The organism is Lysinibacillus sp. FSL K6-0057, from assembly GCF_038630885.1.
In the GTDB taxonomy this organism is placed as follows: Bacteria; Bacillota; Bacilli; order Bacillales_A; family Planococcaceae; genus Lysinibacillus; species Lysinibacillus fusiformis_F.
Map to the genome: position 1 here is coordinate 4,451,135 of NZ_CP152047.1, position 17,916 is coordinate 4,469,050.

A 17,916-nucleotide genomic window follows, 5' to 3' on the forward strand; every position below is an offset into this window, starting at 1 on the left:
TTTTTACATTCGTTTAACCATCGCGTGCACTTCTTCAATATTACGCATCTTATTATCCCAGCATTTTTGACTGAGGTCGACCGGATACTCTTCAGGATTCATCGCACGCTTATATTCATCCCATAACAACTCTAAATTTTCCGCAGCATAATCACGCATTTCCTCTAATGTAGGATTTTGATAATTTATAGCTCCGTTTTTAATAACATGCTGATGTAAATTTTTTGCTTCAAAATTCGTGACAAACTTTGAGACAAACGTATGAATTGGATGGAACATTTTAATACGTTCCTCAGCTTGAGGATTTTCATCGTGCATTGTGATGTAATCTCCCTCTGCCTTTCCATTCTTTTTATCGATAATACGATAGACATTTTTTAATCCCGGCGTTGATACCTTTTCCGCATTAGCCGAAATTTTGATTGTATCTTCAAGTTGCCCTTCGCTATTTTCGATAGCCACCATTTTATAAACAGCACCTAATGCAGGCTGGTCGTAAGCTGTAATAAGCTTTGTACCAATTCCCCAAACATCTACTTTTGCTCCTTGAGATTTTAAATTTAAGATTGTGTATTCATCTAAATCATTCGAGACAATGATTTTGGCATCATGGAAGCCTGCAGCATCCAACATACGACGAGCTTCTTTTGATAAAAACGCGATATCACCGCTATCTAAACGTATGCCAATAAAGTTAATTTTGTCTCCTAGCTCTTTAGCTACTTTAATAGCAGTTGGCACACCTGATTTCAATGTATTGTAAGTATCTACTAAAAAAACACAATCACGATGACGTTTAGCATAAGCACGGAATGCATCATAATCATTTTTATAAGCTTGTACTAACGCATGGGCATGTGTACCAGAGACAGGAATCTTAAAAAGTTTACCTGCTCGAACATTACTTGTGGAAGCAAAACCTCCAATAAACGCTGCACGCGTTCCCCAAATAGCAGCATCCATCTCTTGTGCACGCCTTGTCCCAAATTCCATCGCCACTTCATTTTTGATAATTTGCTTTATACGGCTAGCCTTTGTGGCAATTAATGTTTGATAGTTAACAATATTAAGTAATGCTGTTTCAATTAGCTGTGCCTCCACTAACGGAGCTTCAATTCGGACAATTGGTTCATTAGCGAAAACTAACTCCCCTTCTACCATGGAATACATATCCCCTGTGAATCGAATGTTTTTTAAATACTCGATAAAATCCTCTTTATAACCTACTTCATCACGTAAATACGCAATATCCGATTCACTAAAATGAAAGTCACGTAGATAATCAAGCATTCGCTCTAACCCAGCAAATATGGCATAGCCATTACCAAAAGGTAATTTTCTAAAATACAATTCAAAAACTGCTTTTTTATTATGTATGCCATCCGCCCAGTAGGATTCTGCCATATTGATTTGATATAAGTCTGTGTGTAGCGCTAAGCTATCATCTGCATAGTTTGATCTCAAAAGAAACCCCTTCTTCCGCTTTGATAATTAGTCCTAGTATACACTATATACCCAAATTCTTGCGTATTACATTCCCTCTTATAGATGTTAGGTTTTCTAACATAAATAGTCAGAAAATTTAGAACTGTACATATTTTAGACACAAATTTTAGTACCGCTTTCATTCCCTTTATAAAAACCTTTTTTCTAAAATATTTCGAGTATAGAAATATTTTATGTTAAGTAACCTTACATAGATTCTAAAAAAACAATTGCACTGTTTTTAATACCGTTTTAACATGTAAATTAAATTCACGCAAGGAGCTGGTACACATGAAAAAAATTGAAGCAATCATTCGACCTGAAGTTTTTGGAGCAGTTCGGGATGGACTTGCACAGGAAGGAATTGCAGGGTTAAGCGTTTCTGAAATTGCTGGTTGTGGACGTCAGCTAGGTAGAACGGGACTCTTCCGCGGCAATACGTATGAAATCGAATTTTTACCTAAATTAAAATTAGAAATGATTGTGGACGACAGAAAAGTTGATGCCATCGTAGAGATTTTATTGCGTGAAGCAGCAACTGGTAAAGTTGGGGACGGGAAAATTTTCATTTATCCAGTAGAACAAGCAATTCGTATCCGAACAAAAGAAGTCGGATCGATTGCAGTAGAATAAAGGGGGCGATATAGATGGATGAAGTACTATTATCTGTTAATTTAATTTGGGTGATGCTTGGCACTATTTTAGTATTCTTTATGCACGCAGGTTTTGCCATGGTCGAGGCAGGTTTTACCCGCTCGAAAAATGCAGTCAATATCATCATGAAAAATTTCCTTACCATTTCCCTAGGTGGCATCGTCTATTTTTTATGTGGCTACGCCATTATGTTTGGCGACACAGTAGGTGGCATTTTCGGCACTAGTGGCTTTGCTTTAAAAGGGGTGGATGATCTTTCCTTCTTTATCTTCCAAACAATGTTTGCTGCAACAGGAGCAACTATTTTATCGGGTGCTGTGGCAGAACGTACTAATATTTTTGCTTATGTCGGAATCATTATACTTATGTCTTTAGTTGTTTATCCTGTAGTAGGCCACTGGGTTTGGAGTGGGCAAGGTTGGTTAACAGATTTAGGTTTTGTTGACTTTGCTGGCTCGACAGTTGTCCACTTAACAGGTGCTGTGGCAGCATTTGTCGCAGCTGTCATGGTTGGACCGCGACTTGGTAAATATGAAAATGGTCGAGTAAATGTTATTACAGGACACAGTATTCCATTAGGAGCCTTAGGCGTATTTTTACTTTGGTTTGGTTGGTTCGGCTTCAATGGTGCTTCTACGTTAGCTGCCGATCCAGAGCTAGTTCCTAGTGTTATTGCCAATACATTTTTTGCAGCAGCAGCTGGTGTAGTGGCTACTGCCTTCTATACAAAATTCCGTTACGGACATATCGATGGCTCACTTACATTAAATGGCGCATTAGCAGGGCTTGTAGGGATTACTGCTGGTGCAGCAAATGTCAGCATTTTTGGCTCGCTTATCATTGGCTTAATTGCTGCACCCCTACTTGTCGAAGGAGTACGCTTCCTAGAGTGGAAACTAAAAGTTGATGATCCTGTTGGAGCGATTGCTGTTCATGGTATTTGTGGTATTTGGGGAACACTGGCAGTTGGTCTATTTGATGTTGGAGGTCAAGGCTTATTCTACGGCGGTGGTATTGGTCTATTTGGTATTCAAGCAATCGGTGTTATTGCAACTATTGCTTGGGTTAGTGTATCAGTAGCAGTTGGCTTATTGATCATCAAAGCATTTATTCCACTACGCGTAACGGCTGAAGAAGAAATTGCTGGGTTAGATGTAATGGAACACGGAACGCCTGCCTATGAATACCAAGATATTTTCAAAAGCTCTGCTGTACGAGGAGAAACCTTTGCTCATCGTTTAACACATTTCGGTAAAACACAGAATAATGTTCAAGAAGAACAACATGTATAGCAAATAGAAAAATCTGCTCCTTTATCTTTGGATAGTGGGGCAGATTTCTTTTTGGTGAACTCCTACCTTGTTCATTTACGGAGGAGGCAAGTTTCTTTGTTTGCAGTGATCGAATCTATAGAAAAAGTGCTCTTTATTTTGCTAAAAGCGATCAATTTTTTAGCAAAAGCGCTCTTTCCTTTGTTAGAACCGCTCTTTTCCTTACCAAAAGTGCTCTTTCCTTTGTTTGAACCGCTCTTTTCCTTTAATTTAGCAACCGATTACCTTCTATAATAAATTATTTCGCTTCAATCGATCTATTCCTTCTCTAATTCAAGTAAAAACTGCTTCATAGCTAGTCCACTTCTGAAGCCTGTTAATTGACCATTTTTGCCAATGACGCGATGACATGGAATAATCGCTAGTATTGGGTTTGCTCCAATTGCAGTCCCTACAGCTCTAACTGCTTTCGGATTACCAATGCGTTGTGCAATATTTCCATAGGACGTTGTTGTTCCATAGGGTAATTCCTTTAAAGCATCCCAAACTGCTAATTGAAATGTTGTTCCTTTCACATGGATTGGCAGGTCAAACTCAGTAAGTTCCTTCTTAAAATAAGCTGTTAGCTGATCTTTATATGGTTGCAATTTTTCTGAACTCTCTTCAAAGCAATATCCTTTAAAGGGTTTTTTAGCCCAATCTTGCACTTCATCGAATGATGCATTGGGGGTGCCTATATAAACAAGGCCTTTGTCTGAAGCCACTACATACATATCACCTTGTGCATACGTTAATGTATCGAAATACAATATTTCCATTCCCAAATCCCCTTCTTTCTTCTATTTCAACTGCAACTTCCAGTCATTTCATGCTACAGTTATTTTATTGACTATAACAAAGGAGTTTCAATAGATGAATACGTTATATGAGCCTGCCATTCACTTTCAACAAGTTCATTTTTCAGTAAATGATAAAATGATCTTAAAGTCAATTACTGGGTCATTTCCAAAAGGGCAAATCACCACTCTCGTTGGCCCTTCTGGTGCTGGTAAAACAACGTTACTTAAATTATGTAATGGCCTTCTTTCACCAACAAATGGGCATATACTCGTTAATAATCAGCCTATTTCTACATATGAGCCTACAGCTTTAAGAAGACATGTTGGCATTGCTTTACAAGCAGCTCCTATGCTAGCAGGTACAGTGTTAGAGAATCTTGCCCTTCCCCGTACACTGCAAGGACAAAAACTTTCGCAACAGGAGGCTGTTCAATATTTAGAGGACGTTGGGTTAAACGAAAGCTTCTTACATCAATCTACAAATGAACTATCAGGCGGACAACGTCAAAAGGTATCTATTGCACGGACGCTTATCAATCAATCCTCTATTTTATTATTAGACGAAATAACATCTGCCCTGGATCGTCAATCCGTACAGGACATAGAAAAATTGATTGTCACCATTAATAAAAAATACAATGTCACCATGATTTGGATTACGCATAATTTGCAACAAGCATTAACGATTGGTCACTATACATGGGTTATGATGAATGGGGAGTTAATTGAAACTGGTAAAAGTACTTTGCTCAGTGCACCAACGAATCCACGTGTTGCAGAGTTTGTACAGGGGGTAAACAAATGACCTATACAGCTTTATCACTGACATTAATTTTTGTTTGTATTCCTTTACTCTTATCCAAAATATTAAAGTTAGAGCTTGAAAAAGATACGCTCATTGCAACATTGCGCTCCATCTTTCAATTGCTTGCTGTCGGCTATATATTAAAATTTGTCTTTGACGCAAATAGTTACATCTATATTTTTCTTATGGTAGCGCTAATGATTATCGTTGCGACCTTCAATGCAAGGAAAAAAGGAACAGGTATAAAAGGGATCACCTGGAAAATAGCACTTACGCTTATTGTGATAGAAATGGTTACACAAGGTGTCTTGCTAGGCTTTAAAATTGTTCCAGCAACTGCTCAGTATATCATCCCTATTAGCGGGATGTTAATCGGTAATTCCATGGTGCTATCCATTTTATTCTTAAATCGTTTTATAGCTGAAATTACTAGTCAGAAAGATCAAATGGAACTAATTTTATCGCTAGGTGGCACTCCAAAACAAGCGATTCATCGCCAATTGATTAATGCCATAAAAGCTAGTATGATTCCTACTATTGAGAGTCAAAAAACAATCGGCTTAGTACAGCTACCAGGTATGATGAGTGGTCAGATTATCGGGGGAGCTGACCCTATTCATGCGGTCCAATTTCAACTTTTAATCATCTTTGCTCTCTTAACAACTGCAACATTATCCAGTATTATGATTGGTTTTTTAAGCTATCCTGCGCTATTTAATGAACGTATGCAATTACTTGAAATGAAATAATTGTTAGGCTGAAATGAATATAGTTTAAATAATTTATGTTATACTAAAAAGAAAATGCAGTTAGGAGAATGACCATGTTATTACGCGATTTTTTCATCCATTTATCTGAGAACCAACTATTAAATAGTGCTGCAAAGAAATATGGCCTAAAATTAGGAGCACAAAGTGTAGTAGCTGGTACAAATATCGAAGAAACAATTGCAAGCATCAAAGAACTAAATGCACATAATATTTCTTGTACAGTAGATAACCTAGGTGAATTTGTTTCAAGTAAAGAAGAAGCAACTGCTGCTAAAGAAAAAATCCTTGCTGTGATTGAAGCTATTCATGAAAACGGTGTAGCTGCACATGTTTCTTTAAAGCCATCTCAATTAGGTTTAGATATTGATGTTGATTTTTGTTATGACAATCTGTATGAAATTGTAGAAAAAGCCGCTTCATATGATATCTTTGTTAACTTTGATATGGAAGACTATGGCCGTCTACAAACATCCTTTGATATGGTGGAAGAATTATCTAAAACATTTAATAATGTTGGTACAGTCATCCAGTCATACTTCTACCGTGCAAAAGACGATATTGAAAAATTCAAGGACTACCGTTTACGTATTGTAAAAGGTGCTTATAAAGAGCCAGTAGAAGTGGCCTATCAAGATAAATTAGATATTGATTTAAACTTTATTGAGTTAATTGAATATCACCTACTAAACGGCAAATTTACGTCAATCGCAACACATGATCACAATATTATTGCGCACGTAAAACGCTTTGTAGCTGATCATAATATCCCACTAGATAAATTCGAATTCCAAATGCTATATGGTTTCCGTACTGATATGCAAAAAGAACTTGCAAAAGAAGGCTATAACTTCTGTGTGTACGTGCCATTCGGCGAAGATTGGTACGGCTATTTCATGCGCCGTTTAGCTGAGCGTCCTCAAAATCTTAACCTTGTCACAAAACAAGTATTTACGAAAAAAACGAATACAGTTCTTGCAGTAGCAGCAGGTGCATTCGTTCTGGGACGTTTAACAAAAAGCAAAAAGTAAAATTAAAAAGAACCTTGTCGCTTATGATGCGATAAGGTTCTCATTTTATTTATTCCATCCTTTTTCCTTAAAGCGCGCAATGGCCTCAATTCGATTGCCAACATTTAATTTTTCTAAAATCGTTGAAATATAGTTACGAACCGTTCCAGCAGACAAAAACAGCTCTGCAGCAATTTCCTTTGTCGTCTTGCCCTCTGCCACAAGTGTCAGTACCTGACTCTCTCGCTCCGTCAAAGGGTTCTCACTATCATCTTCATAGACAAAATCAACGAGCTCTGGCGCATAAATACGTTTACCATCCATTATTGTACGGATTGCACTTACTAACTCCTCTATAGGGCTATCCTTTAATAAATAGCCTCTTACACTCGCTTTTCTAGCACGCTCGAAATAACCTGGTCTAGCAAATGTAGTTAAAATAATAACTTTACAATCTGAGCCAGTGCTATGTATTTCTTCTGCAGCGTCTAGTCCAGTTTTAACTGGCATTTCAATATCCATAATACAAATATCAGGTCGATGCTCTTCCACAAGCATCAATGCTTCCTCACCATTTTTTGCTAAGCCAACGACCTCCATATCCTCCTCCATACTAAGTAAAGAGCGAAGCGCGCCTAATAGCATCCCCTGATCTTCAGCAATCACAATTCGTATCATGTCACAATCCTCTTTTCTATATGTTCTTCAGATTGTCTTTGACATTCTGATGCGTAATAGCTACTGGGATAGTTACCGTTAATGTAGTGCCCTCAACACTTTCAATTTTAAAGGACCCATTAATAAACTCTAAACGTTCCCGCATTCCTTTCAATCCGTTACCAGTTCTCCATGCTTGTTTTTTCGTAATGCCTTGTCCGTTATCGCGCACTACTAAGTAAACTTCTTTAAAATTTTGATGGAAAGCAATTTCGCATTTTGTTGCCCCACTATGTTTAACAACATTATTAACCGCCTCTTTTAAGCACATAGATAAAACATTTTCTACAAGTGGTGGAACTTGCAATGCGTTTTTATCACCCTCAAAGACAAACTCCATTTCAGCCGCCTTTAGTATTTGTGAAATACGCATTAACTCATCTTCAAATTTTGCCGTGCGCATATCTGACACTAATTCCCGAACCTCTTTTAAAGCAATACTTGCCGTCTGGCGTATATCCTTAATCTCAATCAAAGCCTGCTGAGGATCTCGTTCAATCAACCTAGAAGCTAGATCACTCTTCAAACCAATCATGGACAATTTTTGCCCTAATGTATCATGTAAATCTCGAGCTATCCGTTGTCGCTCCTCAAAAACAATTAACTCAGCAATCCGTTCATTGGCCGTTTCCAACTGCCCCTCTAAATTTTCACGTTTATTTTTGGAATAAATCGTTAACGGTAAAAGGACAACAGCTAAAATGGTTAACACAACGAAAGGTAGCTGCGATAAAAATAGGTGAAGCTCCACAAAGAAGCCAGCTCCGGTAGAAATAACTGTAAACCCAATATGTAGACCATACATAATATAAAAGCCGACGGGTCTTCGGATATTGCCAATAAAAAATGCTGTGAAAATGGATAGATACACATAGCCATATAAGATGGTCATGATAATATTGATGACCATTTCAAAGCTGATCCACATATAAACTAAACCGCTTTTCGAATTCATGGAAAATCGATAGAAAATAAAATAAAGCATTAAAAACGTAATCCCTATCGAGATTTCAATATAAGATGATTTCCTAAAAATGAAGAAAAACGGTAGGAAACAAAAAATAATCCACAAATATACACTGAGCATAGGACTATTCGGAATAATACTATGCCATTTCCTCAACATAATCTCACGCTCTTTCCTACTTTTCCCTTATTATAACAAGAAAATTAAATTTATGCCTGTACACGCTTTGACTAAGACTCTTCTCTTTACATAAAACAGCCATCTCCCTTGCAGAGATGGCTGTTATCAACTAAGCGGCAATACTGCCTCTTGCTTTGCGTTTTATAATTTCATTTACCTCTTTAAACGTAACAAATTTACCTTGTTCTTCATCATATAACTTGTAACGTAGTGATTCTAAACTTGTGCGTAAAGTAATCGTTGTTGCCATGTGTAATGGCGGTGTTTCATTGTGTGCCTTTTCAAGATTATAGTTAGGTACACGAGGGGCTAAATGGTGAACATGGTGGAAACCAATATTCCCTGTTACCCATTGTAAAATTTTTGGCAATTTATAATACGAGCTACCTTCTACTGCGGCTTTAACATAATCCCACTCAGAATCATGTTCAAAGTAAGAATCTTCATATGTGTGCTGAATGTAAAATAACCAAATTCCTAAAGAACCAGCAATAAATAAAGTAACGCCTTGCACTAATAAAAACGCTTGCCAGCCCATGAAGAAAATTAAAGCTGCACAAATTCCAACCATGACGATATTCGTTAAAATTGTGTTTAAACGTTCCTTCTTCTTAGCATCCTTACGATTAAAGCGATTTAAAACAAGTACCATATAAAGTGGGCCTAAACCAAACATCACAAATGGATTACGATAAAAGCGATACCATAGACGTTGACCTTTTGAGGCTTGCATATATTCTTCCACTGTCATCATATCAATATCACCAATACCACGCTTGTCTAAGTTTGAGCTTGTTGCATGGTGAATTGTATGCTCACGTTTCCATTTTTCATAGGGGAATGATGTTAGCACCCCAGTAAAAAATCCAACCCAGTCGTTTGCCTTTTTACTTTTGAAAAATGACCCGTGTGTACAATCGTGAAAAATAATAAAAGTTCGTACGACAAAACCTGCTGAAATGGCACTTAAGCCGACTGTTAGCCAAGGTGATACATCCACTAACAAGTAACCAGCCACCCATAATGCAATTAACGGAACAATTGTATTTATAATCTGAAAAACACTTTTACGCGTATCTGATTTAGCAAATGGCGCTACATCTTGGCGTAACTTTTTTGTTTTTTCTTTAATAGTTGCCATCTTTTACTCCCTCGTTTCTTTTTTTCTTATGACCTCATCATAAAACAAGAGTACAAGTCAGCAACAGACGCAAACATCACAAAAAGGATATGACATTTGTCATATCCTTTTATGATTTCGGTCCAGTCAAATGCAATTGATAGAACACAAGGTCTAGCCATTGCTCAAACTTATAACCTGCATTTTTGATTGTTCCCGCATATTCAAAACCTAATTTTTCATGTGCTTTAATACTACCAATGTTTTCTCCATCAATGCCAGCGACAAGCGTTTTCACACCATTTTCTTCAGCAATCGCTATCAGCTTGTGCATAAGCTTTGTCGCAATCCCTTTTTGATAATGCTCTTTATGCACATAGACAGAATGCTCCATTGTATATTGATAACCTGGATAAGGACGGAATTGACTATAGGTAGCAAAGCCAGCGACAAGCCCATTTTCCTCAAATACAAGCAAAGGATTATCTAATACTCGTTGCTCCTTAAACCATTGTACTTTTTCATCTAAAGTTTGTATATCATATCGATAGACCGCCTTGCTTGTTAAAATAATATCATTATAGATGTCCAAAACCTCAGGTATATCTTTTTCTTCCATGAATCGAATCATCCTGCTCACTTCCCTTAACCAAATTGTCATCATCCGCAATGAAATAGAGATAGACAGTCATGGCATTGACTATCTATCTCCTCCTATTTTATGTCTTAAACATTGAAGTAGCGAGCATCAGGATGAGCAAAAACGATTGCAGATACAGATGCTTCTGGCTCCATCATAAAGCCTTCTGTAAGATGAACGCCAATATCCTCGGGTTTTAATAAGCCGAATAGTTTTTCTTGATCCTCCAAGTTAGGACATGCAGGATAACCGAATGAAAAACGTTGTCCCTGATATTTTGCTGCAAAACGATCTCTCATAGTGAAATCTGTTGCATCAGGGAAGCCCCATTGGTCACGAATTTCCTGATGCATACGTTCAGCAAAGCCCTCTGCTAATTCTAATGCAGTCGATTGTAAGGCATGGCTTTCAAGGAATTTCCCATCCTCTTTTAACTGGCGAGCTTTAGCCATAACTCCCTGACCTGCTGTTACTACCATGAGCGCAATATAGTCCATTTCACCGCTCTCTACTGTTTTTAAGAAATCTGCAAGACATAAAAATGGTTCAACCTGCTGACGAGGGAAGGTAAAACGTTCAATTTCTATCTTACTATCAGCCGGATCATACACAACGACATCATCACCATCTGCTTGAGCAGGGAAAAATTGATACAAACCTGATGGCTTTAATAGATCACTTTTTAAATAATCATCTACTAAATCCTTTAGCTCTGTTGCTCTTGAATCGCCCGCTTCAAGCAATTGCTGAACTTGCCCTTTCAAGCCTAAATGGTGTCCCAGTAATGTACGCATATTAACATAAGGATATAAATGCGATACGGAGTAGTCTTTTTTTACATGACGTCGTAAATCGGCTGGTAAAAATACTGGCGCTCCCTTTACTGTTCGTACAGGCTTTATTGTTACCTCTTTTGCAGGACGAGCAGCTCTTTTTTCATCAGCCTCTAAACGTTTTTGACGGGATTCTTCAATTTCTGCTAAGAAATTTGCACGTGTCCCCTCACCCATTAATAAATTAGCTTGCTCTAAGCCTTGCATGGCATCCTTTGAATAAATAACAGGACCGCCATATTCATCTGCAATTTTTGTTTCAGTAAAACGTCGAGAAAGTGCAGCTCCACCAACTAAAATAGGTACATCAATCCCCGCCTCTTTAAAATCCTGAGCAGTAATGACCATCTGTTGCGCTGATTTCACTAGTAAACCTGACAGCCCAATAAAGTCTGGTTTTTCCTTACGAATCGCTTCAATCAATTGGGCAGGCGTTACTTTAATGCCCAAATCGACAACCTTATAGCCATTATTACTTAATATAATATCAACAAGGTTTTTCCCAATATCGTGGACATCACCTTTTACGGTAGCAAGTACCATTTTCCCTTTACCAGCACTCTCTTCATCCTTCTCCATGAATTGCTCTAAATGAGCAACAGCGGCCTTCATTACACCTGCTGATTGTAAAACCTCCGCTACAATGAGCTGGTTATCATTAAATAATCGACCTACCTCAGCCATGCCCTCCATTAAAGGGCCATTAATAATATCCAGCGGTGCCTCAAAGATTTCTCGTGCAGCATCTAAATCCTCTATTAGGCCTTCTTTGGTACCTTCTAATATATAGTAAGCTAAACGACCTTCAACCGTTTTCGGAATATCCGCTTCCGTTTTTTCCTTCTTTTTATCACGATAAAAATCTGTAAACACAGCTAATGTTTCATCATTTGTATTAAATAGCAAGTCATTTGCAAGTTTAATTTCCTCTTCAGGAATGGATGCATAACGCTCCAGTTTCTCTGTATTCACAATGGCATAATCTAAGCCTGCCTGTGTGCAATGATAGAGATAGACAGCATTCAGTACTTCACGGCCAACTGGTGGTAAACCAAATGAGATATTACTTACGCCAAGTACCGTCAATGTCTGCGGCAATTTTTCTTTGATGAGACGAATGCCTTCAATCGTTTCAAGGGCTGAACCAATATACTGTTCATCCCCAGTTCCTACAGGGAACATCAACGGGTCAAAAATGATATCCTCCGGTGCAAGTCCCCATTTCTCAGTTAATAGTTTATAGGAACGTTCAGCAATTTCAAGCTTGCGATGACGATCAACGGCCATTCCTATCTCATCAATGGTTCCAACTACCAATGAGGCTCCGTACTTCTTCACGAGTGGCATTACTGCATCAAATCGTTCTTCACCATCCTCAAGATTAATAGAGTTAATGATGGCTTTCCCTTGAGAAAACTTTAACGCTTCCTCAATAACCTTTTCATCAGTCGAGTCAATCACAAGAGGCACCTTAACCTTTTTTACAACCTCCTGCATAAATCCACGCATATCGGCTAATTCATCACGATCAGGGTTGGCTAAACAAATATCGATAACATGTGCGCCATTTTTTACTTGTGCACGTGCAATCTCTGCTGCCTCCTCAAACTTTCCATCAATGATCAAATTCTTAAATTTACGAGAGCCGATAACATTTGTTCTCTCCCCGATAAATAACGGACGCATAGAATCGTCATACAATAAGGGTTCGATTCCCGATACCGCATGACCATGTGTTTTTTCAGGTAATTGACGAGGTTGTTCATCTTTTAAAACCTCGCGAATGGCTGCAATATGAGCTGGAGTCGTTCCACAACATCCACCTACAATATTAAGCCAACCCTTATCTGCAAAACCTTTTAACTTTTGCGATAGCGATTCTGGTGATTCATGATAACATCCTTCTTCATCTGGTAAGCCTGCATTCGGGTAACAGCTAATATAGCCTGTTGAAAGCTCTGCTAATGAACGAATATGATCTGTCATAAACTCTGGTCCTGTCGCACAGTTTAGGCCAACTGATAATGGTTTAATATGCTCGATTGAAATATAAAAGGCATCAATTGTTTGCCCTGCAAGTGTCGTACCCATTGGTTCTATTGTTCCAGAAATCATGACTGGTAGTTCTTTCCCAGTTTTCTCAAAAGCACGCTTTACGCCTAGGGTGCCTGCTTTGACATTGAGCATATCCTGACTTGTTTCTAATAACAGAACGTCGGCTCCTGCCTCAATTAATGCCTTTGCCTGTACAAAGAAATTTTCCTCTAGCTCATCAAATGTAATACCACCTGTAACTGATAACGTTTTTGTTGTTGGTCCCATAGCCCCTGCGACAAAACGTGGCCAATCCGATGTCGAATAACTATCCACTGCTTGGCGAGCAATTTCCACTGCACGCTTATTAATTTCTTCGGCTTTTGCGCCAAGATCATATTCATTTAACACAAGAGGCGTCCCACCAAATGTATTTGTACAAATAATATCTGCGCCTGCCTCTAAGTATTTGTGATGAATTTTCTCAATGACATCAGGTCTAGTAAGGACAAGATTTTCATTACAGCCATCAAGCTCCTCGCCACCAAAATCCTCTGCTGATAAATTTTCGTTTTGTAGCATTGTTCCCATTGCGCCATCAAGAATTAAAATACGTTTCTCTAGTTGCTCTTCAATCGAGTGCTTAGCCATGTATACTTACTCCTTTTTTCTGTTCATCCAATTGCTCTATATATTTCATCAACTCTAGGGTCACATCATAACGTAAAAACGGTGTAATAAGGTAAATACCATTGAAATATTGCGCAGCCACTTCTACTAATTCTTTGGCAATAGCAATTCCCTCCAATGTTGCCCGTTCCTTATCTTCCCCACATGCCTTCATTCTTGCTAAGGCATCTTCGGATAATTTGATACCTGGCACTTCATGATGTAAAAACTCAGCACTTTTATAACTCGTAACAGGCATAATGCCGATGTAAATTGGTGCTTGTAAATGCTTTGTTGCCTCATAAATTTCTACAATTTTTTCTTTCGTGTACACTGGTTGAGAAATGAAGTAGTCTGCTCCATGCTCAATTTTCTTCTCTAAGCGTGTCACAGCACGATCTAACACACGGACATTTGGATTAAATGCAGCAGCAACTGAAAAATTTGCTTTTTTACGAAGTGGCTTGCCTGAGAAAGAAACCCCTTCATTTAACTGCTTAATTAATTGGATTAACTCCATTGAAGATACATCATAAACACTTGTCGCACCTGGGAAATCTCCAACTTTTGTTGGATCACCTGTAACGGCCAACACATCATGAATACCTAAAGCATTTAATCCCATTAAATGCGATTGTAGACCAATTAAGTTACGGTCTCGACATGTAATATGTGTTAGTGGGCGTACACCATGTGTACTCTTTAACAATGCTCCCATTGCAATATTGCTAATACGTGGAGAGGCCAGTGAATTGTCTGCCATCATGACTACATCTGCACCTGCATCATACAGTTGCTTTGCTCCTTCAAGGAACCCATCAATCTCTAAATGTCTAGGTGTATCCAATTCTACTATGACAGAGCGTTCACGTTTTACTTTTTCATGAAGAGGCTCATACTTTGGTGGCTCTGCTTCACGAACAATCTCAATCTTTTCAGGTTTCGCATGCTTTTCCTGAACCGGTGATAACTCTTCTAAATACTTCTTTGCTGCTGCAATATGTTTCGGTGTCGTACCACAGCAGCCCCCTATTAAGCGTACGCCTTGATCACGTAATTCGACAGCCGCTCGACCAAAATAATCCGATTCTGATTCATAAACGACACGTCCATCTTCTAAGTCAAGAAGTGAGGCATTCGGATAGGCAGACATAAATGCCTTGTTAGGAAGTTCTACACCTTCAAATGCTTGAATCGTATGATGTGGACCTAGTCGACAATTGACACCCACGATATCTGCACCGAGTGTTTCTAGCTCATGCAGGGCATTATTTAAAGACATTCCATTTTGTAAAACACCAGGCTCATGCATAGATACTTGTGCAATAATCGGTAAATTTGTTTTGGCACGTAGCATCTTTAAGGTTGCAGTTAATTCTTCAAAATCATAATAGGTTTCAAGTAAAAGGCCGTCTGGATTTCCTGCAAGTAAAACATTTGCCTGTTCTTCAACTGTCGCTAATATTTCATCTAATGTTGCATCACTTTTACGAATTCCTCGAATACCTCCAATTGTCCCTAAGACAAATTGACCGCCATCTGCCGCTGCTCGTTTTGCAATGGTAATAGCCGCTTCATTAAATTGTTGGACCCGTGATTCTAATCCATAGCGAGCTAATTTAATGGCATTTGCACCGTACGTATTCGTTTGAATGATGTCAGCACCAGCTGCAATATATTCTCTATGAATCTTTTCAATTAACTCAGGTCTCTGAACATTCATTTCCTCATGGCAATACTCCAATCCATAGCCATATAGCACTGTGCCTATTGCACCGTCTGCTGTCAATACATGCGTTTTTAACCTTTCAAGCAATCCCATAAAACTAGCCTCTCTTCCTATGTCTCTATATAATAAAAAGCCTTCTTTCATAAAAAAAGAAGGCTTTAACGATTCATCATTGTTGTTCCTTCTCATCTTCGACTCAACGGTCTTCTGGATTTAGCACCTGACAATAAAGTTGGTTGCTGAAGCTTCAATGGGCCAGTCCCTCTGCTTCTCTTGATAAGAATTAAGTATGAATTTTTTAAATAATTAAAAGAATCATATCGTTTACTGACGAATGAGTCAAGACTATTTCACATAACAAAGTTTTTTTCCACTTAAAACCTTAGAAATTGGCAAGTTCCTTCGCAAGCTCTTCACCAATTTTTTTCCCGTTTTGAATGCAAGCACCGATACCTACGCCAAAATATGAGCACCCAGCAATCGATAAATGTGGATACTTTTCATGTAATTCCTGTAGTAATCCTTGTAACGCTTCACGATGAGCTAGATCATATTTAGGCATTTGATCAATCCATTTTGTTACATTCACAACTGTTGGCTGTTCCTCAATTCCTAGGCTTTTCCTCACGTCTTCTAAAGCTACAGCTGCCAATTCTTCATCCGTCATGGCACGTAGTTGCTCATAGGCTGGATTGATGCTCTTATAAAAGAGTCGTACAAGTAATTTATGTTCTTTCGATGTATGCTTCCATTTACGACTCGTCCAGGTTGCTGCATTACAAGTAACATCCGAATTATGCGAAACAATATAGCCCGTTCCATCTGCTGGCAATCTAGAGTCTGGCACATCAAAGCCTAAATAGATGGTAATGGCTGACGCTGTCGTAAATTGGTCAAAATAGCGGTTTAAAGATTCATCCTGTAGTAGATTTTGAACAGCATCATTCGGTAATGCTAAAACGACATAATCTGACTCAATATTTTCACCATTAGCTAAGGAAATTGTGTAGTTTTTATCTTGTTTTTGAACATTTAGAGTAGTAACGCCCTTGATGATTTCTACATCTGATAATGTTTGTTCAAGTCGATCAATTAAAGAAGATAAACCATTTTTAAAGGATATAAATTTTTTGTTCGCTGCTTTAACAAATTGCTCACGATTCGCATCAAATCCTTTAATAATACTTCCATAATTATTCTTATAATCAATTAAATACGGTAAAGTAGAGCCAATGGAAAGCTGATGTAAATCTCCTGAATAAACACCTGCAAGTACTGGTGCAATTTGATTTTTCACCAGTTCCTCCCCTAAATAGTAAGTTAAAAATTCTCCTATTGAACTTTCCTTTGTGAAGCCGTTGTTAGGTAATGTCAAATCCTTTAACGCTTCTTTTTTTCCTTGCTCTGAAATAAGTGTACTTTCTTCTAAGGATGCCAAACTCATCGGTATACCAAATGTTGAATCTGTTGGTATAGCGTGTAACTCATTATTCGTATAAATATAAGAAATACCTGTTTCGTTGTAAACTAGCTCCGCTTCAAAATCAAGCTCCTGTACGAGTTCCATAACGCCTTGATGACGGGCTACAATAGAATCAGCACCTGTTTCCATGATGAAACCTTGTTCATGTGCTGAATATAATTTGCCTCCTAAATATGTATTTTTTTCTACAAGCACTAGACGAACATCTAAATTATTCTCCTTCACTTGACGTTGTAAATAATGCATTGTACATAGTCCTGTAATTCCGCCGCCTAAAACAACAACTGTTTTCATAGTAACCGCCCCTATTTTTAGTTCTTTCTACAGTATAATCTTTTTTTCATTGAAAATTACGTTAAACCCTTTACAAATTTAGCAAAAATAGAGCTATTTCATCAGTGAAATAGCTCTCCTTAGTGTTGAAAAACAAAACAGTCAATTGAAAGGTAGAAATGGATTTCCGTTGCAGTCTACTTGCTTTCCTGTGGGCGAGCGCCGAATCGCTTCCTCCGCTACCGCTCCGTGCAGGGTTTCGCCTGTCTCGCTATCCCACGGGAGTCAAGTAGCCTTCCACTTCAACCCACTAACTTTTTAGCAAAGGTTTTCAAATAAAGTGAAGGTGCTCACTACTCTTTATGAAGAGGTGTTGTCACGCATCACTTCTCCACACTGAAAATAAGAGCTTATCCCCGCTAAGAATACAGATAATAGGC

The 17,916-nt window shown here is 38.3% G+C and carries 14 protein-coding genes and 1 riboswitch; of the genes, 5 read left to right on the forward strand and 9 right to left on the reverse strand.

What is annotated here, in order from left to right; genetic code table 11:
- Window positions 1-3: 3 nt before the first annotated feature.
- Window positions 4-1,464 carry a nicotinate phosphoribosyltransferase gene (locus MHB40_RS22275; protein ID WP_342441686.1) on the reverse strand — a complete coding sequence of 487 codons (1,461 nt, stop codon included), beginning with the start codon at window positions 1,462-1,464 and terminating at the stop codon, window positions 4-6.
- A 312-nt stretch (window positions 1,465-1,776) separates the two neighbouring features.
- Between MHB40_RS22275 and MHB40_RS22280 the strand changes: the two genes are divergently transcribed.
- Together MHB40_RS22280 and MHB40_RS22285 are read left to right on the forward strand one after the other, a co-directional pair.
- Window positions 1,777-2,118 (forward strand): P-II family nitrogen regulator, encoded by a 342-nt coding sequence (locus tag MHB40_RS22280; protein ID WP_205445770.1) that lies wholly within the window; start codon window positions 1,777-1,779, stop codon window positions 2,116-2,118.
- 14 nt (window positions 2,119-2,132) lie between these two features.
- Window positions 2,133-3,431: an ammonium transporter gene (locus tag MHB40_RS22285; protein ID WP_205445772.1), complete on the forward strand. Its 1,299-nt coding sequence runs from the start codon at window positions 2,133-2,135 to the stop codon at window positions 3,429-3,431.
- A 296-nt stretch (window positions 3,432-3,727) separates the two neighbouring features.
- On the opposite strand, the gene MHB40_RS22290 is transcribed toward MHB40_RS22285, so the two are convergent.
- Window positions 3,728-4,228, reverse strand: a complete 501-nt coding sequence (locus MHB40_RS22290; RefSeq protein ID WP_205445776.1) for a methylated-DNA--[protein]-cysteine S-methyltransferase — start codon at window positions 4,226-4,228, stop codon at window positions 3,728-3,730.
- Window positions 4,229-4,322: 94 nt separating this feature from the next.
- Here MHB40_RS22290 and MHB40_RS22295 point away from each other — a divergent pair, with 94 nt between their 5' ends.
- The 3 genes from MHB40_RS22295 to MHB40_RS22305 all read left to right on the forward strand — a co-directional run bounded on the left by MHB40_RS22295 (window position 4,323) and on the right by MHB40_RS22305 (window position 6,852).
- On the forward strand, window positions 4,323-5,054 hold the full coding sequence (locus MHB40_RS22295) for a phosphate ABC transporter ATP-binding protein (RefSeq protein ID WP_205445778.1): 732 nt from the start codon (window positions 4,323-4,325) through the stop codon (window positions 5,052-5,054).
- Entirely contained in the window at window positions 5,051-5,803 is a 753-nt protein-coding gene (gene fetB / locus MHB40_RS22300) for an iron export ABC transporter permease subunit FetB (RefSeq protein ID WP_205445779.1), read from the forward strand. Before MHB40_RS22295 ends, fetB begins: the two co-directional genes overlap by 4 nt.
- 74 nt (window positions 5,804-5,877) lie before the next feature.
- The gene (locus MHB40_RS22305; protein WP_342441689.1) at window positions 5,878-6,852 is read left to right on the forward strand and encodes a proline dehydrogenase family protein; all 975 of its coding nucleotides are present in this window, start codon (window positions 5,878-5,880) and stop codon (window positions 6,850-6,852) included.
- Window positions 6,853-6,897: 45 nt separating this feature from the next.
- Here MHB40_RS22305 and MHB40_RS22310 read toward each other — a convergent pair whose 3' ends face one another.
- The 7 genes from MHB40_RS22310 to MHB40_RS22340 all read right to left on the reverse strand — a co-directional run bounded on the left by MHB40_RS22310 (window position 6,898) and on the right by MHB40_RS22340 (window position 17,497).
- Window positions 6,898-7,509: a response regulator transcription factor gene (locus tag MHB40_RS22310; protein WP_205445782.1), complete on the reverse strand. Its 612-nt coding sequence runs from the start codon at window positions 7,507-7,509 to the stop codon at window positions 6,898-6,900.
- A gap of 16 nt (window positions 7,510-7,525) precedes the next feature.
- Window positions 7,526-8,533 (reverse strand): sensor histidine kinase, encoded by a 1,008-nt coding sequence (locus tag MHB40_RS22315; RefSeq protein WP_342533483.1) that lies wholly within the window; start codon window positions 8,531-8,533, stop codon window positions 7,526-7,528.
- A gap of 271 nt (window positions 8,534-8,804) precedes the next feature.
- Window positions 8,805-9,836 carry a fatty acid desaturase gene (locus tag MHB40_RS22320; protein WP_205445786.1) on the reverse strand — a complete coding sequence of 344 codons (1,032 nt, stop codon included), beginning with the start codon at window positions 9,834-9,836 and terminating at the stop codon, window positions 8,805-8,807.
- 109 nt (window positions 9,837-9,945) lie between these two features.
- A complete protein-coding gene (locus MHB40_RS22325) occupies window positions 9,946-10,446 on the reverse strand; it encodes an N-acetyltransferase family protein (protein WP_342533484.1) in 501 nt (166 codons plus the stop codon).
- 95 nt (window positions 10,447-10,541) lie between these two features.
- Entirely contained in the window at window positions 10,542-13,973 is a 3,432-nt protein-coding gene (gene metH / locus MHB40_RS22330) for a methionine synthase (RefSeq protein WP_342533485.1), read from the reverse strand.
- A complete protein-coding gene (locus MHB40_RS22335; RefSeq protein WP_205445791.1) occupies window positions 13,966-15,813 on the reverse strand; it encodes a bifunctional homocysteine S-methyltransferase/methylenetetrahydrofolate reductase in 1,848 nt (615 codons plus the stop codon). Before MHB40_RS22335 ends, metH begins: the two co-directional genes overlap by 8 nt.
- 89 nt (window positions 15,814-15,902) lie before the next feature.
- Window positions 15,903-16,003, reverse strand: a riboswitch (SAM riboswitch).
- Between the two features lie 99 nt (window positions 16,004-16,102).
- Window positions 16,103-17,497: a protoporphyrinogen oxidase gene (locus MHB40_RS22340; protein ID WP_342533486.1), complete on the reverse strand. Its 1,395-nt coding sequence runs from the start codon at window positions 17,495-17,497 to the stop codon at window positions 16,103-16,105.
- Window positions 17,498-17,916: the final 419 nt, after the last annotated feature.

Bases quoted from the DNA above. Each gene is read 5' to 3' on its own strand.
- MHB40_RS22320 (WP_205445786.1), bottom strand. From the start codon at position 9,836: ATGGCAACTATTAAAGAAAAAACAAAAAAGTTACGCCAAGATGTAGCG.
- MHB40_RS22335 (WP_205445791.1), bottom strand. From the start codon at position 15,813: ATGGGATTGCTTGAAAGGTTAAAAACGCATGTATTGACAGCAGACGGT.
- MHB40_RS22285 (WP_205445772.1), top strand. From the start codon at position 2,133: ATGGATGAAGTACTATTATCTGTTAATTTAATTTGGGTGATGCTTGGC.
- MHB40_RS22325 (WP_342533484.1), bottom strand. From the start codon at position 10,446: ATGATTCGATTCATGGAAGAAAAAGATATACCTGAGGTTTTGGACATC.
- MHB40_RS22340 (WP_342533486.1), bottom strand. From the start codon at position 17,497: ATGAAAACAGTTGTTGTTTTAGGCGGCGGAATTACAGGACTATGTACA.
- MHB40_RS22280 (WP_205445770.1), top strand. From the start codon at position 1,777: ATGAAAAAAATTGAAGCAATCATTCGACCTGAAGTTTTTGGAGCAGTT.
- MHB40_RS22305 (WP_342441689.1), top strand. From the start codon at position 5,878: ATGTTATTACGCGATTTTTTCATCCATTTATCTGAGAACCAACTATTA.
- fetB (WP_205445779.1), top strand. From the start codon at position 5,051: ATGACCTATACAGCTTTATCACTGACATTAATTTTTGTTTGTATTCCT.
- MHB40_RS22290 (WP_205445776.1), bottom strand. From the start codon at position 4,228: ATGGAAATATTGTATTTCGATACATTAACGTATGCACAAGGTGATATG.
- MHB40_RS22295 (WP_205445778.1), top strand. From the start codon at position 4,323: ATGAATACGTTATATGAGCCTGCCATTCACTTTCAACAAGTTCATTTT.
- MHB40_RS22310 (WP_205445782.1), bottom strand. From the start codon at position 7,509: ATGATACGAATTGTGATTGCTGAAGATCAGGGGATGCTATTAGGCGCG.
- metH (WP_342533485.1), bottom strand. From the start codon at position 13,973: ATGGCTAAGCACTCGATTGAAGAGCAACTAGAGAAACGTATTTTAATT.
- MHB40_RS22315 (WP_342533483.1), bottom strand. From the start codon at position 8,533: ATGCTTTATTTTATTTTCTATCGATTTTCCATGAATTCGAAAAGCGGT.